We start from the raw sequence: 23,129 nt of genomic DNA on the forward strand, positions 1-23,129 counted from the left end.
CGCAAGGCCAATGCGGCGGATCGCCGGGACCCGGGCTCGGCCACGGCGCGTGGTTCACCATCCGCGGCGACCGGTATGAGCTCCAGTGGCAACCGGTCGCGTTAACGGCGCCGGTAAAATAGGAACGATTATACCCAGGGATTTCCCCCAGGTCCGGAACGATCGCGAGGCTGAGCCCTTGATGATCGATCGACATGGCTTGAGAGGATGACCGAAGTGAGCAGGAGACCGGTAGTTCTGGTGGTCGAAGACGAACCGCTCCTGCGCATGAATGCCGTCGATATGATCGAAGCCGAGGGTTTCGAGGTCTTGGAGGCGGGGTCGGCCGACGTCGCGATCGCGATTCTGGAAGATCGGGACGACGTTCGCCTGGTGTTTACGGACATCCAGATTCCAGGGTCGATGGACGGGTTGAAGCTCGCCCGCGCCGTCCGCGGTCGATGGCCGCCGATCAAGATCGTCGCCACCTCGGGCCGCGTGAACGTCACCCCGACGGAACTGCCGGACGGAGGGCGATTTGTACCAAAACCGTACACGTCGGCGCAGATCACCGCGCTGCTGAGAGAAATGCTGGTGTAACGGGGCCCGCGCGCACCCGTCGGTGCCATCGCGCACTTTCCAAAATTTAATCCATGTCGTTTCAGGATCAGGTCTTTTCGAGTTATCCTTCCGCCCCAGCTAGAGACTAAGAGCGTTTTTTTGAGCGAACGGCGCTCCGCTTGCGTGACGAGAACGGGGCGAGCTCCAGGGAGGCCGGGCCGGGTTGGTGCAACGATGAAGCGACCACTGATCATATTTGTCCTGCTGAGCGCGGTGGCCGTTGCGGCGTATTTCTCGTTCAGCCACTGGGCGATCAAACATGAGATGCTGACCTTTTTCGACGAGACGCGCGGTCGGCCGGTCGCGATCCAGCTCGCGGTGCGCCGCGATGCCCAGATGAAGGCCGAAGCCGGCATGGTCGCGCTGCCGGTCGCGGTCGTCAGCCATGGCAACACCGTCAAGAATACCGAGTACTCGTTCCTCGCCAATGTGCTCGCCGCCCGTGGCTACCTGGTGGCCAGCATCCAGCACGATCTGCCGGAGGACAAACCGCTGATGACCGTGGCCGGCTCGCTGTATGTCGGGCGCCTGGCGGTGTACGAGCGCGGCGAGCAGAACATCTTCTTCGCGCTCCGCGAATTGAAGAAGCTCGAGCCGTATGCGGACTACGAACATCTGACCCTGGTCGGGCATTCCAATGGTGGCGACATATCGATGTACTTCGCCCAGCAGCACCCCGAGCTGGTCCGGCGGGTGGTGACGCTGGACAATCTGCGGGTGCCGTTCGTCACCGCCGGCTTCGCCAAGATATTGTCGTTCCGGTCGAAGGATCCGCAGTTCAAGACCGATCCCGGGGTGCTGCCTGATCCGACCATCGCCAAGGAGGCCGGCATCGAGATCATCGACACCGGCGCGCAGCACACCGAGCTGAGCGACCGCGGGCCGGACAGTGTCAAGGCGCGGATTCAGGCGACGCTCGACCAGTTTCTGGCGGACGACGGAAACAGCAAACTGCGGTCTCTGGACGTCAAGAAGGACATCAAGCGGATGTACAACGATCCGCGTGCGATGGGACCGTAGGCCGGCCGGTGCTCGGGCGGGCTTCAGCCGAACGGCGACTCCAACTCGAAAGGGCCTCGTGCCGTGGATCACGGCCGAGACCCTTTGAAGAATTCAGTAAATCGAATTAGCGCCAGAACAGCGCCAGCAGAATGATGATCGGCAGCGGGATGCCGATCAGCCACATCAACGCGCCTTTTCCGAAAGTCATGTCTCGTCCTCCAGTCGTTCAACTGGGGCGATAACCGTGTTGCTGCCGAACGGTTCCGCGCCGCCGCCGGCTCGAGCAGCTCATCCTGATGCCGTCTTGACGGCCGACCCGCGCCGGGCGAGGGATCGGACCTGGTTCGAAGGCATGGAGTGCGAGATGGCTGCGAAGGTGAGTCCGCTGGCGGGCAAGACCGTCGATCCGAACAGTCTGGTCAACGTCCCGCGGCTGGTGACGGCGTATTTCGCCGGCAAGCCGGACCCCGCGGTCGCGACCGAGCGGGTGGCGTTCGGCACCTCCGGCCATCGCGGCTCGTCGCTCAACAACGCCTTCAACGAGGACCACATCGTCGCCGTCAGCCAGGCAGTGTGCGATCATCGCCGCGCCGCCGGCATCACCGGTCCGTTGTATATCGGCATCGACACCCACGCCCTCGCCGAGCCGGCGCTGGTCAGCGCGCTCGAAGTCTTCGCCGCCAACGAGATCGACGTGGTGATCGACGAGCGCGGCGGCTACACCCCGACCCCGGTTATCTCCCACGCCATCCTCGCCCACAATCGCGGCCGCACCGACGGGCTCGCCGACGGCGTGGTGGTGACGCCGTCGCACAATCCGCCCGAGGACGGCGGCTTCAAGTACAATCCGCCCAGCGGCGGCCCGGCCGACACCGACATCACCTCGGCGGTGGAGAAGGCCGCCAATGCGATGCTCGAAAACGGGCTGAAGGGCGTCAAGCGGATCTCCTACGATCGCGCCCGCAACGCGGCTTGCGTGCACCGCCGCGACTACATCACGCCCTATGTCGAAGATCTCGCCAATGTGGTCGACATGGAGGCGATCCGGTCGAGCGGGGTGAAGCTCGGCATCGATCCGCTCGGCGGCGCCGCGGTGCATTACTGGCAGCCGATCATCGAGTGCTACAAGCTCGACGCCAAGCTGGTCAGCGACGCGGTCGATCCGACTTTCCGCTTCATGACCGTGGATTGGGACGGCAAGGTGCGGATGGATTGCTCCTCGCCTTATGCGATGGCGCGGCTGATTGGGATGCGCGACGACTTCGACGTCGCGTTCGCCAACGACACCGACGCGGACCGCCACGGCATCGTCACCCGCTCCTCGGGGCTGATGAATCCGAACCATTATCTGTCGGTCGCGATTGCCTACCTGTTCGCGCATCGGCCGCAGTGGAGCGGCGACGCCGCGATCGGCAAGACCGCGGTGTCGAGCGCGATGATCGATCGCGTCGCCGCTAAGATCGGCCGCAGGGTGGTCGAGACCCCGGTCGGCTTCAAATGGTTCGTCGACGGACTGATCGGCGGCAGCTTCGGCTTCGCCGGCGAAGAGAGCGCCGGCGCCTCGTTCCTGCGCCGCGACGGCAGCGTCTGGACCACCGACAAGGACGGCATCATCCTCGGCCTGCTGGCCGCCGAGATCACCGCCGTCAGCAAGGCCGATCCGGGGGAACTGTATCAGCGGCTCACCGCCGAGCTCGGCGCGCCGTTCTACGCACGGATCGATGCGGCGGCGTCGCCGGCCCAGAAGGCGCTGTTCAAGACCCTGACGGCGGAGAAGCTGGGCATCAAGCAGCTCGCCGGCGAGCCGGTCACCGCGACGCTGACCAAGGCGCCGGGCAACGGCCAGGGCATCGGCGGCGTCAAGGTGACCACCGCCAACGGCTGGTTCGCGGCGCGTCCGTCCGGCACCGAGGACGTCTACAAGATCTACGCCGAGAGCTTCGTCAGCGCCGACCATCTCAGTCAGATCCAGCACGAAGCCCAGGCCGCCCTCAGCGCGATGTTCGCCGCAGGTTGACGCGCGACAACGTTGGAACCGGCAAGCCGGGCGATGTCTGGCGGATAAATTGTCTTCGCTTCACTCCGTCATTGCGAGCGAAGCGAAGCAATCCAGGTCTCCACGCACGACGCTGGATTGTTTCGTCGCTTCGCTCCTCGCAATGACGGACTGCGCCGCCAACGTGTGAGGTCGACCGTGTCCGGCTGGACTGAATTCGTCGCCGCCTTCGCCGTGTTTCTGCTCAGCCACGCGATCCCGGCGCGGCCGGCGGTGCGCGCGCGGCTGGTCGGCGCGCTCGGCGAGCGCGGCTTCCTGATCGTCTACAGCATCGAGTCGCTGGTCGTGCTGACCTGGCTGATCGTCGCCACCGGACGGGCGCCGTTCGTCGAGCTGTGGCCGTTCGAGACCTGGCAGATGTGGGCGCCGAACCTGGCGTTGCCGCTGGCCTGTCAATTGGCGGCGTTCGGCATCGGCGCCGCCAATCCGCTGTCGTTCGGCGGCGATCCGCGCAAATCCTTCGATCCGCAGCATCCGGGCGTGGTCGGTATCGTCCGGCATCCGCTGCTGTGGGCGATCGGACTTTGGGCCGGTGCGCATGCGGTGCCGAACGGCGACCTCGCCCACGTGCTGCTGTTCGGATTTTTCGCGATGATCGCGCTGGCCGGGATGCTGATCATCGACCGCCGCAAGCGCCGCCAGCTCGGCGCCGCGCGCTGGGCCGAACTGGCGGCGCGGACTTCGTTCTGGCCGTTCGCGGCCCTGATCAGCGGCCGCTTCAAGCCGCAGCGCTGGCGAGTCAGCCTTCTACGATTCGGCATCGGCGTCGCGGCGTGGCTGTCGCTGCTGCTGCTGCATCCGCTGGTGATCGGTGTCTCGCCGCTGCCCTGACGAGTAGTTGCTCGGCTGCGCTTCCTCGCCACGACAGGGCAAGCGGTTCCCTGCAAATCGTTCGCGAAGTTGTGCTGGCACAACCAGCGCCGGACGTTGCTCTCCTACACAGGATGAGCCGGCAAATGCACCGCCGGTATCAGTTCCGGTGGACCGCGATGAGCAGCACGACGATCGAATCTTCCGCAGCCGACCCCGCCAAGCGCAAGCCGGTGCCGCGCTATCCGTTGCAGAGCCGCTGGACGATTCTTTCGGCCGGGTTCCGGCCGTTCTTTCTGCTCGGCGCGATCTTCGCCGCAGTCGCGGTGCTGCTGTGGTTGCCGGTGTATCACGGCGACCTGACGCTGCAGACCGCGTTCGCGCCGCGCGACTGGCACGTCCACGAGATGCTGTACGGCTATCTGCCGGCGGTGATCACCGGCTTCCTGCTCACCGCGATCCCGAACTGGACCGGGCGGCTGCCGCTGCAGGGCGCGCCGCTGGGGACGCTGGTTCTGGCCTGGCTGGCCGGGCGGTTGGCGGTGACGTTCTCGGCCGATACCGGCTGGCTCGCCGCGCTGCTGGTCGACGCGTTGTTTCTGCTGCTGGTGGCGCTTGCCGCGCTGCGCGAAATCATCGCCGGTCGCAATTGGCGCAACCTCAACGTCGTCGCGCTGCTGACGCTTCTCCTCGTCGGCAACGTCGCGTTCCATCTCGAAGCGCGTGTCGGCGGCAGTGCCGACTACAGCATCCGGATCGGCATCGCGGTGGTGATCATGCTGATCTCGCTGATCGGCGGCCGCATCACCCCGAGCTTCACCCGCAACTGGCTGGTGCGTGCAAATCCCGGCCGGCTGCCGCAGCCGTTCAACAAGCTCGACATGGTGATCGTCGCGTTCGGCGGATTGGCGCTGGTGCTTTGGGTGGCGCTGCCGCTCAGCCCGATCAGCGGCTCGGCGCTGCTGATCGCCGGCGTGCTGCATCTCGTCCGGCTCGGTCGCTGGGCCGGCGACCGCACCGTCGGGGAGAAGCTGCTGCTGGTGCTGCATGTCGGCTATCTGTTCATCCCGCTCGGCTTCCTTTTGACGTCGGCCGCGGCGTTCGGGCTGATCCCGGTCAGCGCAGGCATTCATGCCTGGATGGTCGGCGGCGCCGGTGTGATGACGCTGGCGGTGATGACCCGCGCCTCGCTCGGCCACACCGGCCAGCAGCTCACCGCCTCGCTGCCGACTCAGGGCATCTACCTTGCGGCGGTGTTCGCGGTCGCGGCGCGCATCGCCGCGGTGCTGCTGCCGGCCTGGAGCGATCCTCTGCTGCATCTGTCCGCGCTCGGCTGGGCGGTCGCCTTTCTCGGGTTCGCGCTGAGCTACGGGCCGACACTGCTCGCCCGCGGCAAGCCGCACTGATCCGTCCGGACTTCGTCTTCACCTCCAACCAGGACATGGCCATGACCGAAGCCGTCACCACCGAACGCGTGCTCGACGTCCGCGAGATTCCGCCCTATCAGCGCCACGAGATCATCCCGCGATTGTTCGATCGTCTCGAGCCCGGGCAGTCGATGCAGATCGTGGTCGATCACGATCCGCGACCGCTGCGGCAGTTCTTTGCCTCGGTCCACGGTGAGGATTGCGAGTGGAGCTATCTGGAGCAGGGGCCCGACGTCTGGCGCGTGCGCCTCCGCCGAGCGGCCTGACGTTCAGCGTGCACCGAACCGCACGATCTCGTCGTCGGAATAGCCGGCCTGTTGCAGCACCAACCTGGTGTGCTCGCCGAGCCGAGCCACCACCGGGTTCGGCGACGGATCGGCCGCCGACATCCGGAACGGCAGGTTGAGCACCTTGAAGCTGCCGGCATCGTCGTGCACCTCGGCGAGTGCCTGGCGGTGCGCGGTCTGCGGATCGGCCATCGCTTCCGCCACGGTACGATAGGCCGAGCAGGGTACGCCGAACTTGTCGAGCGCGGCGAGACATCGCTGCGACGTCAGCGTACGGGACCAGCTCGTCTCGATGGTGTCCATCAGCTCGCCCCAGTTCAACCGCCGGTCGGCGTATTTCTCGAAACGCGGATCTGTGATCAGGTCGGGGCGCTCGGCCGCCAGCATGAAATTGCGGAACGACTTCTCGCTCGCCACCGCGATCATCACATAGCCGTCGGACGTCTCGACCGGGCCGAACTGCGGCCGCGCCGGCAGCGTCACCGGAAACTGCGACCACTGCATTTCGTTCAACGTCAGCGTCAGCATCGATTCCAGCATCGACACGTCGATGTGCTGGCCTTCGCCGCTTCGTGTGCGCTGATACAGCGCCGAGGTGATCGCCCCATAGGCATAGACCCCGCTGACCACGTCGGCCAGATAGATGCCGCAATAATCCGGGCGGTCGCGCCCGGGCTGATAGGCGAGGTGCGCCAGATCGAAGCCGGACGCGGCATGGATCGCCGGCGCGTAGGCGGGGAGTTCCGCCGAGGGTCCGGTCTGGCCGTAGCCGGAGATCGAGCAGTAGATCAGTTCGGGATTGAAGCTGCGCAGCGACGCGTAGTCCATCTGCAGCCGCTGCATCACGCCGGGACGGAAGTTCTCGACCAGCACGTCGGCTGAAGCGACCAGCCGCTGCACCGCCTCGAGGCCGGCCGGCGATTTGAGATCGAGCACGATGCTCTTCTTGCCGACGTTGAGCTGGCCGAATGCGGTGCTGCAGGCGCCGCGCACCGGCGGCCGGTTGCGCATGGTGTCGCCGTCAGCGGCTTCGATCTTGATCACCTCGGCGCCCATGTCGGACAGCATCCGGGTGCAGTGCGGGCCGGCGATGGTGGTGGAGAAGTCGAGCACCCGCAGCCCGGCGAGGGCCTTGGCGCTGGTGGCCGGAGTGCTGGTGGCCGGAGCGTTGGTGGCTGGAGCGGCGGTGGCCTGCGGCTTCTGCGTCCGCGTCTCGACGGTCATTCAGTCTCCCCCGATGCTTCCCGTTCTTGTTCGATGCAAAAGGCATCGCGACCGCGGGAACGCTGCTTGTTCGATCGGGGGCAGGCTAGCGGGTCGATCGAACCGGATCAACGGGGCGAGATCGGGCGAAAACTACGGGTCGGACAGCCAGCCCATGCTCAGCGCGAAGCGCACCACCTCGACGCGATTGTGGAAGCCGAGCTTGGCCATGCCGCGCGCCTTGTAGGTCTCCACGCTCTTGGCGCCGATCTGCAGCTTGGCGGCGATGGTCTTGTTGCTGTGGCCGATCGCGGCCAGCCGCAGCACTTCGATCTCGCGGGTCGACAGTTCCGACACCGCATTGTGCTCGTCGCCATTGTGCAGATGCGGTGTGGTGCGGCCGATCGCCCGGCCGGCGATCGCCGGATCGAGATAGATGCCGCCGCTGCCGACCGCATGGATGCCGCGGATCAGTTCGTCGGTGGCGGAGCGCTTCAGCACGTAGCCGGCGACGCCGAGATCGAGCAACTGCCGCAAGTAAGCGCCATCCTCGTGCACGGTCAGGACCAGTACCCGGCAATCCGGGCAGGCGGCCAGGAATTTGCGCGCCACCTCGATGCCGTTGAGGCCGGGCATCGACAGATCGAACACGGCGACATCGGGCCTGAGCTCCGTTGCGCGCCGCAGCGCGTTGGGGCCGTCGCTCGCTTCGCCGACCACTTCGAGGCCGGAATCGTCCGCGACCAGCGCCTTCATGCCGCTGAGCACCACCGGGTGATCGTCGGCGAGAAACACGCGCAATCGGGAAGGGGCTTGCTGGTCCATCACGGTTACTTCCATCGGTCACAGCGGAACACGGGCGTAGAGCGTAGTGCCCTTGCCCGGCGCGGTTTCGAGCTCGAGCGAGCCGCCGACCAGCGACAGCCGCTCACGGATACCGAGCAGACCGAGCCGGTCCGCCGGCTGCCTGAGACCGGCGGTGGCGAAGCCCCGGCCGTCGTCTTCGACGATCATCGTCACCTGGTCGCCGCTGAGCCGCAGCACCACGCCGACATGGCGCGCCGCGGCGTGACGGACGACGTTGGTGAGCGCCTCCTGCAGCACGCGATACAGCGTGGTTTCGACCAGCGACGGCAGCCGGCGCGCGCCGAGCGTGATGTGCAGGTCGAAGGCGACATCGGACTTTTCGCTCCAGGATTCGAGAAGGTTCTGGATCGCGGTCTGAAGGCCGAGGTCGTCGAGCGCGCTCGGGCGGATCTCCCAGGCGAGCCGGCTGGTCTGGCGGCCGAGATCGGCGGTCAGGCTCCTCATCTCGGCGATGCGCTGCTGCAGTTCCGGCAGGTCGCCCGCGGCCTGGCCGAGCTTGTCGAAGCCGAGTTGCAGCAAGGTCAGCGATTGCCCAAGCGTGTCGTGCAGCTCGCGTGCGATCCGCAGCCGCTCGGCCTCCTGATCCTCGACGGTTCGGCGCAGCACCTGGGACAGGTCGGCCTCGACCAGGACGCGCCGCTCCTTTTCTTCCCGCAACGTCTGCGCGACGTCCTTCGAGCGCATCAGGCCGATCTCGACCTGACGCATCAACTGCTCGTGCAGAAGCTGAGCCGACTTGCGCTCGCGGGCGATGCCGTCGATCCGGCGCAGCACGACGTCGAGCAGGGATTCGCGCAGCCGGCGCGCCGCCTCGACCTCGGCCTCGCTCCAAGGATCGCTGTGCAGCCGCACCGAGTCCGGCCTCGCGGCGCCGCCCTTGGAGGCCGTGCGGCCGCCGTTGCTGTCGACGCTCACCGGCTTGTTCGGAATCCCGGCCCAGGTGATGCGGCGGACCACCTCGGGACGAAACCACAGCACGTAATCGCGCGGCGTGTCCGACAGCGACAGCGCGATCAGCCCACAGGCTTGCGCGGCGATGGCCTTGGCCGGCGGATAGGCGAGCGGGAGCGCGTCGGTATGGTAGACGCCATCGTGGGGCACGCCGTGCAGCCATCCCATCAGCGCGGCGACCTGGCCGGCGTCCGGTGTGACGCCGACCCCGGTGAACTGGCCGTCGATCCACAGCCCGACGCCGGCGGCCGGGATGAAATCGAGCAAATTGGGATAGAACCGGATCAGTCCCTCGGCGAGGTCGGACTCCTGGCTCATCCGCGTCACCAGCTCCTCGTGGACGCGGCCGCTGCGCAGCCGCGCGGCGAGCCGCTCCGCCGAGAGCCGAGTCTCGAGCTGCGACGAGGCCATCTCGGCGAACAGCGTGCAGGCCTCGCGCATCCGGTAAGGCAGGAATCGCGGGGTCCGGTGATGGCAGACCATCAGCCCCCACGGCTCGCCGTCCACCACCAGCGACAGCGACAGCGAGGCTGCGACCCCGAGCTGGGCCAGATACAGCCGGTGTTCGGGCGAGGCGCTTCGGATCGCACTGTGCGACAGATCGAGCGCGGCGCCGCTCCCCGGATTGATCCCCGGCAGCACCGGCGCTGCGATTGCCTGGGCATCGGGCTGGACGCGAATTCGGCTGAACGGCTCCGACTGCTTCGGAATGTCTGGCTGCGGATCGCGCAGCCCGAGCAGGGAGCCGACGTCAGGCGCCCGCGCCTCGGCGATCACGTCTCCGCTGCCGTCTGCCGCGAAGCGGTACACCATCACCCGATCGAAGCCGGTCACCCTGTGCAGCTCGGCCACCATCGCGTCGCAGAATTGCCCGACCGTGGAGGTTCGCTGCAGCTTCCGGATCATCGACTGCACCAGCGCCAGCGAATTGTCCGGTGCCGGCTCGCGGCGCGGATCGAGTTCGACCACCAGAAGCCCGGACGCTTGATGCACGATTGCGTCGGTCGGCGTGGCGTCCGGGGCGTTGAGGGTGAAGGCGTGCAGCGGTCGTTCGATCAGCCGTTCGGACAGCGCCAATGCGCGCAGCCGGGCGATCTGATCGGACGAGAACACAGTGGCGGCCGCGGTGCCGGGCAACAGTTCCGCCGCGGCGCCGACCAGCGACTCGGTGGCGCCGCCGGCATGGACGATGACGAGATCGTCCTGGGCGAGTGCCAGCAAGGCGGCGTGCGGGTGGATCGAAGCCGCCGATACGCCCAGGGCACGCCTGCCGGCACCGAGACGGGTAGCCGCACAGTCCGCGAGATCAAGCTCGGCAGAATTGTCAAGGCCGGACTGCATCACAATCTACTCAATTTTCCGTGTCCGGGACTCGTCGGACCGGTTTGAGGATGTCCGGTATGACACGGACAGTGATCAGTGTCATGTTAAATTGACAAAGATGTGTGTCAGGATACTCTTACAATCACTCGGATGTGATCAGAGCGTGATCTCTGACCCGCCGCGTACTGGAAGCATCCGCATCTGTCCGCTCGGCGGCTGGGTGTCGGGGCGAACAGGAAATGCTGAGACCAAGCGAACGAATGTTCGGCGTAGCAGCGAAAGACCTACGTGCAGGTTCAGCACGACACTGATCGTAAGTCTCTCAGGAGGATTTACTATGGCAGACGATCCCAACAAGGTCTGGCCGACCGGTCTGACGATCGCGGAATCGGAAGAGCTCCACAAGCATGTGATCGACGGCACGCGCATCTTCGGCGCGATCGCCATCGTCGCTCACTTCCTGGCGTACGTCTATACGCCCTGGCTGCACTAAGGAGTCACTAAGATGAATCAAGGTCGTATTTGGACTGTTGTGAAGCCGACCGTTGGTCTGCCGCTGCTGCTCGGCAGCGTCACCGTGATCGCGATCCTGGTGCACCTCGCTCTCCTGAGCAACACCACCTGGTTCCCGAAGTACTGGAACGGCAAGACCGCGGCGATCGAGAGCTCGGTCTCCATCGGCTGATTCAGCTTCGTTCGAAGCTGTCGTGGCTGGACCGGGATCCATGGGTCCCGGTCGCTTGCTTTGTGACCGGCGTGCGGGCGGACATTTGATCTGCCGCAGTTCATGTTCGGTCGCAAAGTGGTGCTGTTCGTTCGGACACTGGCGGTCGTGACCGCCGGGCTCACGCAAGCTGGAATTGCTGCACGATGAACACAGTCAGCCAAAAGATGATGAAAGTCTGGGCCTCGCTCGGGCCCCGCTTTTTGCCCTTCGCGGATGCGGCCACGCCGGATCTGCCGTTGTCCCGGTTGCTGCGCCTGTCGTTGTTTCAGGTCGCGGTCGGTATGTCGCTGGTGCTGCTGGTCGGTACCCTGAACCGGGTGATGATCGTCGAACTCAATGTGCCGGCGTCGATCGTCGGTATCATGGTTTCGCTGCCCCTGCTTTTCGCGCCGTTCCGTGCGCTGATCGGCTTCAAGTCCGACATTCATAAATCCGCGCTGGGCTGGCGCCGCGTGCCGTTCCTGTACAAAGGCACCATGGTGCAATTCGGCGGTCTGGCGATCCTGCCGTTCGCACTCCTGGTGCTGTCCGGTGGCGGTGATTCCGGTCAGGCACCGGTCTGGGTCGGACAGGTTGCTGCCGCCGCGGCGTTTCTGCTGATCGGCGCCGGCGTGCACACCACGCAGACCGTCGGTCTCGCGCTCGCGACCGATCTGGCGCCGCCGGAGTCGCGGCCGAAGGTCGTCGGCCTGATGTACACCATGCTGATGTTCGGCATGATCGCCAGCGCGATCATTTTCGGCATCCTGCTCGCCGACTTCTCCCCCGGGCGCCTGATTCAGGTCATCCAGGGCTCCGCGGTCGTCACCATCATCCTCAACGGTATCGCCTCCTGGAAGATGGAGGCGCGTCGTCGCGACAATCCTCATCAGGCCACGGCGCACCCCGATGCGCCGACCGGCGGCTTTCGCCAGTCGTGGGACGCATTCATCCATGGTCCGAATGCGGTCCGCCGGCTGATCGCGGTCGGGCTCGGCACCATGGCGTTCAGCATGGAAGACGTGCTGCTCGAACCTTACGGTGGCGAGATTCTGAAGCTCAGCGTCGGCGACACCACCAAGCTGACGGCAGCATTGGCGGTCGGCGGCCTGCTCGGCTTCGGCTACGCCTCGCGCGTGCTGAGCCGCGGCGCAGATCCGTTCCGGATGGCTAGCTTCGGCACGCTGGTCGGAATTCCCGCTTTCCTCGCAGTGATCTTCTCCGCTGACCTGTCCTCGACGACGGCCTCGGCGGTGGTGTTCGGCTTCGGCACGCTGATGATCGGCTTCGGTGCCGGCCTGTTCGGCCACGGCACGCTGACGGCGACGATGAATGCGGCGCCGAAGGATCAGGTCGGCCTCGCGCTCGGCGCCTGGGGGGCCGTGCAGGCATCGGCCGCCGGTGTCGCGATCGCGTTGGGTGGTATTTTGCGCGACGTGGTAACCGCTTATGCGCCGCACGGTTGGGACGGGGCCACGGCGGGTTATCACTTTGTCTATTACCTCGAACTAGTGTTGCTCATTGCCACGCTGGTGACGATGTTCCCTCTGACACGGCGGCGGCGGGAGACGATTCTGATGCAGGGCCAGTTGAGCGGGTCCTGAGATTGAGACGGAGTAGCCATGACGCAAATCATCACCCGCTTGTATGATTCCAGCAGCCGGCTTTCGGCGCTGGAGAGCGATCTGAAGAGCAGCCATTTCACCTATGCGGTGGTCACGTCCGGCCGCTCCTCCGCCGACGAGATCGTCGCCGCCCTGGTCAAGGCCGGCGTGTCGCGCGCATCGGCGGTGACCTACGCCGATTTCGTCAGGAAGGGTGGGGTCGTCGTTGCCGCGGAAGCCGACTTCGGCTTCGGTACGAAACTGACCAGAATTCTCGACAGCTATGGGCCGAACCCGATCAGCCTGCAGTCGTCGTCGCGCGCTGCCGAACAGAGCGATGCCGCGCCGTTCTCGAACATGATCCACGCGCCGGTGCTGCTCGACACGTCCGGCCCGTACAAATCCTATTCCGGTGACTTGCTGCTGGTCGACAGCGACAAGACCTTCTCTGGTACGCCGCTGGTTATCAGCAGCGATGGCCCGTATCAGTCGTTCTCCGGAACACCGTTGTTGCTCGACAGCAGCGGCCCATACAAGTCCTTCTCAGGGACTCCTCTGTTGGTGGACACCAGCGGTCCGTACAAGTCGTACTCGGGCGAGCCGCTGTTGATCAACAACTCCACACCCTTCTCCTCCTGGCTGGGCCTGCCAGTGCTACTCTAAGTAAAGGAATCGACCATGAGCGAAGAATACAAAGGACACTCTGGACATCCGCTGATCCTCAAGCAGGAAGGCGAGTACAAGAGCTATTCGGGTGAGCCGCTGATCCTGAAGCAGGAAGGCGAGTACAAGAGCTACTCCGGTACGCCGCTGATCCTCGAGCAGAAGGGCGAGTATCAGAGCTTCTCCGGTACGCCGCTGATCCTGAAAGACGAGGGCGAGTATCGGGGCTTCTCCGGTATGCCGCTGATCCTGAAGCAGGAAGGCGAGTACAAGTCGTACTCCGGCTATCCGCTGCTGCTCAACATCTGAGCCAGTCGGCCACACAGGTTCCATGACGCCGCGGGCAGCAATGCCCGCGGCGCCGTGCGTTTGAGTCGCAAGAAATTGCTGGGCAAAGCCGCCCGCAGCCGTCATTCTGTTTCCAACGACACAAGAAAAGTCGAGGAAACATGACCCACTCTGCTTCCGCCGCGCCCGGCCGCGACGGCGCAGCGGCGTCCGCGCCGTTCAGCGATCACGCTCCCCGTTCCGATTGCGAACATATCGATGTGCTGGTTGTCGGCGCCGGAATTTCCGGCATCGGCGCCGCCTACCACCTGACCACGCAGTGCCCCGACACCCGTTTCGTCGTGCTGGAGGCGCAGGACGGGTTCGGCGGCACCTGGCGCACCCACCGCTATCCCGGCATCCGCTCCGACAGCGATCTCTACACCTTCGGCTATCGCTTCAAGCCCTGGACCGGCAAGCCGATCGCCACCGCCGCCGAGATCCGCGACTATCTCGGCGAGGTGATCGCCGATCACGATCTTGCCCGCCACATCCGCTACCGTCACCGCATCGTTTCGGCGAGCTGGTCGAGCGAGGATGCGTGCTGGACGATCGAAGCGCTACGCGGCGAGGGCGGCGAGACGGTGCGCTTCACCGCCAACTTCCTGTGGATGTGCCAGGGCTACTATCGCCACAGCGAAGGCTACACCCCGGAATGGCCGGGCATGGCCGAGTTCAAGGGGCGGATCGTGCATCCGCAGACCTGGCCCGACGATCTCGACGTCGCTGGCAAGCGGGTGATCGTGATCGGTTCGGGGGCGACCGCGGCCACCCTGGTGCCGTCGATCGCGCCCACCGCGGCGCACGTCACCGTGCTGCAGCGCTCGCCGACCTATTTCATTCCCGGCCGCAACAAGATCGAGATCGCCGATACGCTGCGGGAACTCGGGGTGGCCGAGGATTGGATCCACGAGATCGTCCGTCGCAAGATCCTGTTCGATCAAGCGACCTTCACCCGCCGCTCGATGAGCGAGCCCGAGGTGGTGAAGCAGGAACTGCTCGCCGGCGTTCGCGCCCATCTCGGCCCCGATGCCGACCTTGATCCACACTTCACGCCGAGCTACCGGCCGTGGCGGCAGCGTATCGCCTTCGTTCCCGATGGCGATCTGTTCAAGGCGATCGCATCGGGCAGGGCCTCGGTGGTCACCGACGAGATCGAGTGCTTCACCGAGACCGGTATGATGTTGAAGTCCGGCGAGGCGCTCGCAGCCGACATCGTCGTCACCGCCACCGGTTTCAATCTCAATGTGCTCGGCGACATCGCGTTCTCGGTCGACGGCGCGCCGCTGGATTTCGCCGAGACCGTCACCTATCGCGGCATGATGTTTACCGGCGTTCCGAACATGGCCTGGGTATTCGGCTATTTCCGCGCGAGCTGGACGCTGCGTGCCGATCTGGTCGCCGATTTCGTCTGCCGGCTGCTGAGCCACATGAGGGAGAACGCCTATCGCAGCGTGGTACCGGCGCTGCGTCCGGAGGATCGCGACATGGCGCTGTTGCCGTGGATCGACCCGGAGAACTTCAACCCCGGTTACCTGATGCGCGGCATGCACCTGTTGCCCAAGCGCGGCAATAAACCCGAGTGGCAGCACAGCCAGGACTATTGGACGGAGAAGGACCAGTTTCCTGCGATCGATCTGACCGACCCGGCGTTCGTGTATGCGGCATGACGCCGCGCGCCGTTGTCACAAAACCTGCGTGGACGGCTGTCGCCAATTCGACAGCCGAATCGCCGGAACACGGCATGGTTAAGCGTTCGTGAGTTCCCCGGACGGCCAGTAAGCTGCGGCATTTGTTCGCGTATTTGCCGCCACACAGAGCTGTGAAGCCGGGAAAGGCCTGCGGGATCAGGCGGTTCCCTACTGTGTGACATTGCGCCGCCATCCCCCCATGTTGTGATGCACAAATTAGCGATTAACATCTGTTCACCAGTCGTCTCCACGATCGGGTCGGTTGTCGGCGCCTTGCTGTCGCCGATGGTCCGCGCCTTGCTTGATCGCGTTGAGGCGCACCACACGAGGTTTCAGATGCGGGGTATGACGAGGTTTGGGTTGACGGCGCTGGCGCTCGCCTGTTTGTCGCCGACGCTGGCCGGCTGCAACGAGCCGTCCGTCGCGAGCGCGTCATCGCCCGAGAAACCGGAAGTCAGCATCGTCACGATCAAGGCGCATCCGCGCTCGATCGTCCGCGAACTGCCGGGACGGATCGCTCCGGTCCGGGTCGCCGACGTGCGTCCGCGGGTGTCGGGAATCATCCTGCGACGGATGTTCCAGCAGGGCAGCGAGGTCAAGATCGGCGATCCGTTGTATCAGATCGATCCGCGGCCGTTCGAGGTCGAGTTGAAGGCCGCCGAGGCCGCGCTCGCCAAGGCGACCGCCGCGCGCGATCAGGCCGACATGCATGCCAAGCGCGTGTCGACGCTGGCGAACGAGCAGGCGGCGTCCCGCGCCGCCAGCGAGGTCGCCATCAGCAATTTGCGCCAGGCCGCCGCCGAGGTCGCGGTGCGTGAGGCCGAGGTCGCCCGCGCCAAGCTCAATCTCGAATACGCCACCATTCGGGCGCCGATCAGCGGCCGGATCGGCGCGGCGCTGGTCAGCGAAGGCGCGCTGGTGGTGCAGAACGACTCCACCAGCCTCGCCACCATCCAGCAGCTCGACCACGTCTATGCCGACTTCACCCAGCCGGTGTCGGAGATGGCGCGGCTGCGCCGTGCGTTCGATTCCGGCGAGCTCGACCAGATCGCCCCCGACGCGGTGCGCGCGCATCTCGTCCTCGACGACGGCACGCACTATCCGGAGCACGGCAAGTTGTTGTTCTCGGACGCCAAGGTCGACGCCTACACCGGCCAGGTGACGCTCCGCGCCGAGTTCGACAATCCGAAGCGGGATCTGTTGCCCGGCATGTATGTGCGGGTGCGGATCGAGCAGGGTATCGACGCCGATGCGATCGCGGTGCCGGAGCAGGCGGTGCAGCGCAACAGCGGCGGCGGTAGCGAGGTCTTCGTCGTCAAGCCCGACAACCGCGTCGCCGTGCAGGCGGTGCGGCTGGGACCGCAGCAGGACGGGCAATGGCTGGTGCTCGACGGTCTCAAGCCGGGCGAGCGTGTGGTGGTCGAAGGCTTTCAGAAGTTCGCCGCAGGCGACACCGTGACTCCGGTGAGCGTCGGAGAACGTCGGTCGGCGGCAGTATTGCCTGAGACCACGGGTTCCGTCCAAGCGGTGCGATAGGCACCAAGGATGCCCTCATTTTTTATCGACAGGCCGATCTTCGCCTGGGTCATCGCGCTGTTCATCTGCCTGATCGGCGCGATCTCGATTCCGTTTCTTCCGGTCGCGCAGTATCCGATCATTGCGCCGCCGTCGATTTCGGTGTCGACCCAGTACCCGGGCGCCTCGCCGGAGAACCTGTACAACAGCGTCACCCGGCTGATCGAAGAAGAGCTCAACGGCGCGAACGGCATTCTGAATTTCGAATCGACGTCCGACTCGCTGGGACAGGTCGAGATCATTGCGAACTTCGAGCCGGGTACCGACACCGAGATGGCGTCGGTGAACGTGCAGAATCGCATCAAGCGCATCGAAGCGCGGCTGCCGCGGGCGGTGCTGCAGCAGGGCATTCTGGTCGAGGAAGCCTCCAGCGCGGTGCTGCAGATTATTACCCTGACGTCGACCGACGGTTCGCTGGACGAGGTCGGCCTCGGCGACTTCATGATCCGCAACGTGCTCGGCGAAATCCGCCGCATTCCCGGCGTCGGCCGCGCCACGCTGTATTCGACCGAGCGGGCACTGCGGATCTGGATCGATCCCGACAAGCTGGTCGGTTACAATCTCACCGCCGATGACGTCACCAAGGCGATCGAGGCCCAGAACGCTCAGGTCGCGTCAGGCAGCATCGGCGCCGAGCCGTCACCGAAGGACAAGAAGACGTCCACGCTGGTGTTGGTCAAGGGGCAGCTCTCCTCCGCGGACGAGTTCGGCGCGATCGTGCTGCGGGCCAATCCGGACGGATCGACGGTACGACTGCGCGACGTCGCCCGGATCGAAATCGGCGGCTTTTCCTACCAGTTCAACACCCGCCTCAACGGCAAGCCGACCGCTGGCCTTTCGGTGCTGATGTCGCCGACCGGCAACGCGCTGGCCACCGCCGGCGCTGTCGAGGCCAAGATGAAGGAGCTGTCGCGCTTCTTCCCGGACAACATCAAATACGAGATCCCCTACAACATCACCCCGGTGGTCGAGGCCTCGATCACCAAGGTGCTGCACACGCTGATCGAAGCGGTGGTATTGGTGTTCGTGGTGATGTTCCTGTTCCTGCAGAACATCCGCTACACCATCATCCCGACCATCGTGGTGCCGGTGGCGCTGCTCGGCACCTGCGCGTCGCTGCTGCTGTTTGGCTATTCGATCAACATGCTGTCGATGTTCGGCATGGTGCTGGCGATCGGCATTTTGGTCGACGACGCCATCGTGGTGGTCGAGAACGTCGAACGCATCATGTCCGAGGAAGGGCTGCCGCCGAAGGAAGCGACCCGCAAGGCGATGTCGCAGATCACCTCGGCGATCATCGGCATCACCCTGGTGCTGATCGCTGTGTTCCTGCCGATGGCGTTCTTCCCGGGCTCGGTCGGCATCATCTATCGGCAGTTTTCGGTGACGATGGTGTCGGCGATCGCGTTCTCGGCGCTGATGGCGCTGACCTTGACGCCGGCGTTGTGTGCGACGCTGCTGAAGCCGGTGAACAAAGGCCATGCCCACGCAGAGCGCGGCGTGTTCGGCTGGTTCAACCGCACGCTGGACAACGTGCGCGAGCGTTATTCCAGCATCGTGCGCTGGAATCTCGGCCGCACCGGCCGGTTGATGGTGATCTATGCGGTGCTGGTCGCCGTGCTCGGCTGGGCGATGGTGCGGATGCCCGGCGGCTTTCTTCCGATCGACGACCAGGGCTTCGTTACCGTCGACGTGCAGACGCCGTCGGATTCTTCCTACAACCGCACCTACGACGTGGTGAAGCAGGTCGAGGACTATCTTCTGAAGCGCGACGGGGTGGAGAACGTGACGTTCCTCACCGGCTTCAGCTTCCTCGGCCAGGGCATGAACGCCGCGCAGGCGTTCGTGACCTTGAAGGATTGGGGCGAGCGCGACGCCAAATCGTCGGCCGCGGCGATCGTCGACGACGCCAACCGCAAGCTCGGCGAGATCCGCGACGCCCGTGTGTCGGCGTTGCAGCCGCCGCCGGTCGACAACCTGGGCAATTCGTCGGGCTTCAGCTTCCGGCTGCAGGATCGCGGTCAGAAGGGCTACGACGCACTGGTGAAAGCCAGCGAACAGCTCGTCGCCGCCGCCAACGCCAGCCCCGTGCTGCAAAAGGTCTATGTCGAAGGGCTGCCGCCGGCGCCGGTCCTCAATCTGGTGATCGACCGCGAGAAGGCCGGGGCTTTCGGTGTCACCTTCGAGGACATCAACAACACGGTCTCGACCAACCTGGGCTCGTCCTACGTCAACGATTTCCCCAACCGCGGCCGAATGCAGCGCGTGATCGTGCAGGCCGACGCCGCGGGGCGGATGAACGGTGACGACATTCTCGGCTACACGGTGAAGAACAGCCGCGGGCAGCTTGTGCCGTTCTCCTCGTTCGCGACGGTGGAGTGGTCCAAGGGGCCGACCCAGATCGTCGGGTTCAACTACTATCCGGCGATCCGCATCAGCGGCGAAGCGCGGCCCGGCTTCACCTCGGGCGACGCAATCGCCGAGATGGAACGGCTTGCCGGTCAGTTGCCGCGCGGCTTCGGTTACGATTGGACCGGCCAGTCGCTGCAGGAGAAGCTCTCCGGCTCGCAGGCCCCGATCATTCTGGCGCTGTCGGCGCTGGTGGTGTTCCTGGTGTTGGCGGCGCTGTACGAGAGCTGGACGATTCCGCTGTCGGTGCTGCTGACGGTGCCGCTCGGCATCGCGGGTGCGGTGATCGCGGCGTCGATGCGGTCGCTGCCGAACGACGTGTATTTCACCGTCGGTCTGATCACGATCATCGGTCTAGCCGCCAAGGACGCGATTCTGATCGTCGAGTTCGCCAAGGATCTCCGCAAAGAGGGCAAGAGCCTGCGCGACGCGACGATGGAGGCCTGCCATCTCCGGTTCCGACCGATCCTGATGACGGGCCTTGCGTTCTGCTCCGGCGTGCTGCCGATGGTGATCGCCAGCGGTGCGGGCGGCAAGAGCCAGCAGGCGCTCGGCACCGGTGTGATGGGCGGCATGATCGCGGTGGTGATTTTGGCGCTGCTCTTTGTCCCGGTGTTCTTCGTCGTAGTGCAGCGGCTGTTCGCAGGCGACCGCTCCGACGATCCGGTCGAGGAGACCCTGACCCATCGGGTTCCGATGCACGCGCAGTTGCCGCACGATCAGACCTGACCGGCGAAGGCTTCCGCTTCTGATCGATCGGAACCCGCGTTTGATCTGTGACGCCTTCGCTTCACGCGAACGGTCTTTCTCCGTCGCTCGACAACGCGCCGGGATCGTTTTTTCCAGCATCACTGCCGGATCCGGAACCAATCCGACTATCTCCGGTTGGTTGGCGACAGGTGAACAATCCACACGTCGACAACCGGAGATAATTCATGGACGGAGACCAACCGATTAGCTGGCTGATGTTCTTCACGCTCGCTGCAGGCGTGGTGATCGTCGGATTGGCGTTCCTCAATTTCATTCGGTCCCGCTCGAATCGCGAGATCGCCGCCGATACGCTGGAAGGCAACGGTCCCGGACGCGGCGCCGCGCGCGACGGTGCGCTGCCGGAACTCGCCGGCATTGCGGTATTCGCGCTGATCGCGATGGGCCTGCTGGCGGCCGGCTTCTCCTACAAGCCGGGTGAGCAGGCGACCGCCCAGGTCAGTTCGCCCGCGGGCCAGGGCGGCACCACGGGAATGGCGCAGCCGGAAGGCATTCAGAACGAGCCGAAGCGCTATCAGCCGAACAATCCGGGCACCGACACGCGGGTCGCGCCGACCGCGTCCGACGCCGGGGTCGGAAACTCGCCGGGCTCGACCGGTACGGTGACGAAGTAATCGCCGGCAGTTCAAGCCGGGTACAAGTGGGAGGCCTCGGTCGAAAGACCGGGGCCTTTATTCATTGCCGGCTGCTCGGAGCTTGCCGCCAATGCGATCAATGAAATCGGCATTTGTTTCTCACCCGTCATTGTCCGGCATTGTGCCCGGCATCCAGGTCATGCAGCTGAAGCCGCAAGAAACGCCTGCAAACTAAACGAGCCACCATCGCGATTGGCTCGACGGCCTGTATTGCGGTCAGGCTCCGAGGAGCACGGCAAAGCCGGACGTCTCCAGCCGCTCGCGGTGCGCGCGGGACGGCGCTGCGCACTCCTCGCCATGAAGCTGTGCCGATATGACCGATAGTCAGCTAGCTGGTCCGATCCGCCGCGGTGCTTCGCACAAAAACGGGGGCCGCGGCCCCCGAGGTCATGTCTGATCGATTGCGCCGTCGCTCAGTGCGCGGCCTCGTAGGCGGCTTTCTGCTGCTCCATCAGCGCGATCTTTTCGCTGATCTTGGTGCGCTGGGTGGTGAGCGTCGACGCGATCGACGGCATGCCGGCGGTGGCCTTCAGCGCGTCGTCGTATTTCGACAGGTTTCTCTTCTCGCCGTCGATCAGGCCGGGCAGCACGCTGCCGTCGAGGCCGTCGAACAGCGACCGCACGCTCATGATGGTGCGATGAACCACGCTCATGAACGAGCCGGAATCGTCGGCGGTTTCGCCGGCGTTGATCAGCAGGCCGGCCAGTTCTTCGGCGTTGCCGTGATGCAGCGCGATCATGTCGCGGAACAGCGGCGTCATGCCTTGGCCTTCCGCGTCCTCCAGCGCTTCCTCGTAGCCGTTGCGGGCGTCGATTTCGCTGGTGTGCAGCGTCTTCAGATGGTCGATGATATCGGTGTCCACGTCAGCCTCCATGTTCGGTTGAGCGATGTGCGAGCGACAACGCCCGCGCACCTGCCGCGCGATAACCGGGATTAGGAAGCTCGGTTCCGGGCAGGAACCACGGCACGGAAAGTTGTTAGTTGTGGCGTTCGCCGTCTTGCGGCTCAAGCCCGTAGGGCTTCACCAGGGCCCAGACGTGGGGCGGTATCATGTTCTTCATTTTGTGTTTGTAGTGCCGCCGCAGATGCAGCACGGTCTCGACCGCCTTCATCTCGACCCGCGCCCGCGCAAACTCGATGCCGCGCGGTCCGACCTTCGGCATCAGCCAGCCCATCAACGGCCGCAGCCAGTTCGGCATGCCGCGCACCGGCAGGCCGCCGGCGGCCAGCTCGGTATTCTTGAGGAAGCCCTTCACCGGTGCCACCCGATTGCCGGCGCTGGTGGGCTCGCGCAATTTCACCTCTTCGCCGAGCAGTCTCAGCAGTTCCTCGCCGCGCTCGTTGCGCACCAGCAGCCACTGCTCGCCGCGTCCCCCCATGTAGCCGACGGTGATGTCGGCGAGCGTGTTGGTGTAGTCGACGCAGGTGCGGCAGGTGATCGGAAAGAAGTCCGGCGGCAGCTTCGAGATCGGCAGCAGCAGGAACGGCACCCGCTTCACCTTGCCGTCGTCGAACCGCATCTCGACATGATAGTCGGCGCAGAATTCCAGATAGGTGATGGTCTCGGGCTTGTCGGACAAGAGATCGAGAAAGCCGTGAAACGCCTCGGTCGTGGTGTTGTCCGAGCACGGCGTGCCAATCACGTAGAGCTTTTCGAGGCCGAGCTGATCCTGCAGCCGGCGCAACGCGTAGATTTGGCACGGCACCCCGATCACCGCGAGCCGCTTGTAGCCGGCGGCGATCGCCGGCTCCAGCAGCGCCAGCGACGGGGCGTAGCCCATCCGCATGCCGCGGCACTGCGCCATCCCTTCCGGCTTGGTCACCAGCACCGGCATCGGCTTCCATTTGTCGGACGGATCCGGCGCCATCGCGATCACCGCGTCGACCGCGCCGGTCTCCAGCAGCCGCTGCGCGATGGTGGTGGTGATGCCGGTCCACTGCGCGCCCTCGCGCGGCTGCTTCATCGCCGCCTGCAGCATCCGGCGATACGGCCCGAAGAACGCTTCGTCGCCGGAGCCGCTGTCGCGGCTGCGGCCGTGCACCCGCCGTTCCATCGCCGGGTAGTCCGGCTTGATGAACTGGCAGGCCTGACCACATTGCTTCGGATCGCTCATCCGCGACACGCCGCAATCGGTGCACAGTTCGCGCTCCGCCGGCTGGTTCAGCGGCGGCGTCCACAGTGCGGGCGGGGGGCTACGATCGTGCATGGGCGCGTCTTCTAGGA

20 protein-coding genes are annotated in these 23,129 nt (G+C 65.2%); 15 read left to right on the plus strand and 5 right to left on the minus strand.

Annotated elements, in window-relative coordinates; all coding sequences use genetic code 11:
- The first annotated feature begins 207 nt into the window (after nt 1-207).
- From FLL57_RS03300 to FLL57_RS03325, 6 genes are all read left to right on the plus strand, one after another.
- Nucleotides 208-579, plus strand: a complete 372-nt coding sequence (locus FLL57_RS03300; protein ID WP_185966180.1) for a response regulator — start codon at nt 208-210, stop codon at nt 577-579.
- 195 nt (nt 580-774) lie between these two features.
- Nucleotides 775-1,620, plus strand: coding sequence for an alpha/beta fold hydrolase (locus FLL57_RS03305; RefSeq protein WP_013503702.1), 846 nt, complete (start codon nt 775-777; stop codon nt 1,618-1,620).
- 346 nt (nt 1,621-1,966) lie between these two features.
- A complete protein-coding gene (gene pgm, locus FLL57_RS03310) occupies nt 1,967-3,619 on the plus strand; it encodes a phosphoglucomutase (alpha-D-glucose-1,6-bisphosphate-dependent) (protein WP_142882134.1) in 1,653 nt (550 codons plus the stop codon).
- Between the two features lie 177 nt (nt 3,620-3,796).
- The gene (locus tag FLL57_RS03315) at nt 3,797-4,489 is read left to right on the plus strand and encodes an NnrU family protein (protein ID WP_142882135.1); all 693 of its coding nucleotides are present in this window, start codon (nt 3,797-3,799) and stop codon (nt 4,487-4,489) included.
- 158 nt (nt 4,490-4,647) lie between these two features.
- Nucleotides 4,648-5,874: an NnrS family protein gene (locus tag FLL57_RS03320; RefSeq protein ID WP_142882136.1), complete on the plus strand. Its 1,227-nt coding sequence runs from the start codon at nt 4,648-4,650 to the stop codon at nt 5,872-5,874.
- Nucleotides 5,875-5,915: 41 nt separating this feature from the next.
- Nucleotides 5,916-6,161, plus strand: coding sequence for a DUF2249 domain-containing protein (locus FLL57_RS03325; protein ID WP_013503698.1), 246 nt, complete (start codon nt 5,916-5,918; stop codon nt 6,159-6,161).
- Between the two features lie 3 nt (nt 6,162-6,164).
- Here the strand turns inward: FLL57_RS03325 and FLL57_RS03330 are convergent, their stop codons facing one another.
- The 3 genes from FLL57_RS03330 to FLL57_RS03340 all read right to left on the minus strand — a co-directional run bounded on the left by FLL57_RS03330 (nt 6,165) and on the right by FLL57_RS03340 (nt 10,544).
- A complete protein-coding gene (locus FLL57_RS03330; protein WP_142882137.1) occupies nt 6,165-7,406 on the minus strand; it encodes a CaiB/BaiF CoA transferase family protein in 1,242 nt (413 codons plus the stop codon).
- 132 nt (nt 7,407-7,538) lie between these two features.
- Complete coding sequence (locus tag FLL57_RS03335) at nt 7,539-8,210, minus strand: response regulator transcription factor (RefSeq protein WP_013503696.1); 672 nt, start codon at nt 8,208-8,210, stop codon at nt 7,539-7,541.
- An 18-nt stretch (nt 8,211-8,228) separates the two neighbouring features.
- Nucleotides 8,229-10,544: a GAF domain-containing protein gene (locus FLL57_RS03340; protein WP_142882138.1), complete on the minus strand. Its 2,316-nt coding sequence runs from the start codon at nt 10,542-10,544 to the stop codon at nt 8,229-8,231.
- 319 nt (nt 10,545-10,863) lie between these two features.
- Here FLL57_RS03340 and pufB point away from each other — a divergent pair, with 319 nt between their 5' ends.
- The 9 genes from pufB to FLL57_RS03385 all read left to right on the plus strand — a co-directional run bounded on the left by pufB (nt 10,864) and on the right by FLL57_RS03385 (nt 20,883).
- Complete coding sequence (gene pufB, locus FLL57_RS03345; RefSeq protein ID WP_013503694.1) at nt 10,864-11,019, plus strand: light-harvesting antenna LH1, beta subunit; 156 nt, start codon at nt 10,864-10,866, stop codon at nt 11,017-11,019.
- Nucleotides 11,020-11,031: 12 nt separating this feature from the next.
- The gene (locus FLL57_RS03350) at nt 11,032-11,211 is read left to right on the plus strand and encodes a light-harvesting protein (protein ID WP_142882139.1); all 180 of its coding nucleotides are present in this window, start codon (nt 11,032-11,034) and stop codon (nt 11,209-11,211) included.
- Between the two features lie 185 nt (nt 11,212-11,396).
- Nucleotides 11,397-12,836: a PucC family protein gene (locus tag FLL57_RS03355; RefSeq protein WP_013503692.1), complete on the plus strand. Its 1,440-nt coding sequence runs from the start codon at nt 11,397-11,399 to the stop codon at nt 12,834-12,836.
- 18 nt (nt 12,837-12,854) lie between these two features.
- Nucleotides 12,855-13,499: a hypothetical protein gene (locus FLL57_RS03360; RefSeq protein ID WP_142882140.1), complete on the plus strand. Its 645-nt coding sequence runs from the start codon at nt 12,855-12,857 to the stop codon at nt 13,497-13,499.
- Nucleotides 13,500-13,514: 15 nt separating this feature from the next.
- On the plus strand, nt 13,515-13,808 hold the full coding sequence (locus tag FLL57_RS03365) for a hypothetical protein (protein WP_013503690.1): 294 nt from the start codon (nt 13,515-13,517) through the stop codon (nt 13,806-13,808).
- Nucleotides 13,809-13,948: 140 nt separating this feature from the next.
- Nucleotides 13,949-15,496: a flavin-containing monooxygenase gene (locus FLL57_RS03370; RefSeq protein ID WP_235677203.1), complete on the plus strand. Its 1,548-nt coding sequence runs from the start codon at nt 13,949-13,951 to the stop codon at nt 15,494-15,496.
- 357 nt (nt 15,497-15,853) lie between these two features.
- Nucleotides 15,854-17,053, plus strand: coding sequence for an efflux RND transporter periplasmic adaptor subunit (locus FLL57_RS03375; protein WP_047310035.1), 1,200 nt, complete (start codon nt 15,854-15,856; stop codon nt 17,051-17,053).
- A gap of 9 nt (nt 17,054-17,062) precedes the next feature.
- Nucleotides 17,063-20,230 carry a multidrug efflux RND transporter permease subunit gene (locus FLL57_RS03380; protein ID WP_047310036.1) on the plus strand — a complete coding sequence of 1,056 codons (3,168 nt, stop codon included), beginning with the start codon at nt 17,063-17,065 and terminating at the stop codon, nt 20,228-20,230.
- Between the two features lie 206 nt (nt 20,231-20,436).
- Nucleotides 20,437-20,883: a hypothetical protein gene (locus FLL57_RS03385; RefSeq protein WP_013503686.1), complete on the plus strand. Its 447-nt coding sequence runs from the start codon at nt 20,437-20,439 to the stop codon at nt 20,881-20,883.
- Between the two features lie 434 nt (nt 20,884-21,317).
- Here the strand turns inward: FLL57_RS03385 and FLL57_RS03390 are convergent, their stop codons facing one another.
- The gene (locus FLL57_RS03390; RefSeq protein ID WP_013503685.1) at nt 21,318-21,767 is read right to left on the minus strand and encodes a ferritin-like domain-containing protein; all 450 of its coding nucleotides are present in this window, start codon (nt 21,765-21,767) and stop codon (nt 21,318-21,320) included.
- Between the two features lie 115 nt (nt 21,768-21,882).
- On the minus strand, nt 21,883-23,112 hold the full coding sequence (locus FLL57_RS03395; protein WP_142882141.1) for a Coenzyme F420 hydrogenase/dehydrogenase, beta subunit C-terminal domain: 1,230 nt from the start codon (nt 23,110-23,112) through the stop codon (nt 21,883-21,885).
- Nucleotides 23,113-23,129 lie beyond the last annotated feature (17 nt).

Origin of the sequence: Rhodopseudomonas palustris (genome assembly GCF_007005445.1) — a bacterium.
In the GTDB taxonomy this organism is placed as follows: domain Bacteria; phylum Pseudomonadota; class Alphaproteobacteria; order Rhizobiales; family Xanthobacteraceae; genus Rhodopseudomonas; species Rhodopseudomonas palustris_G.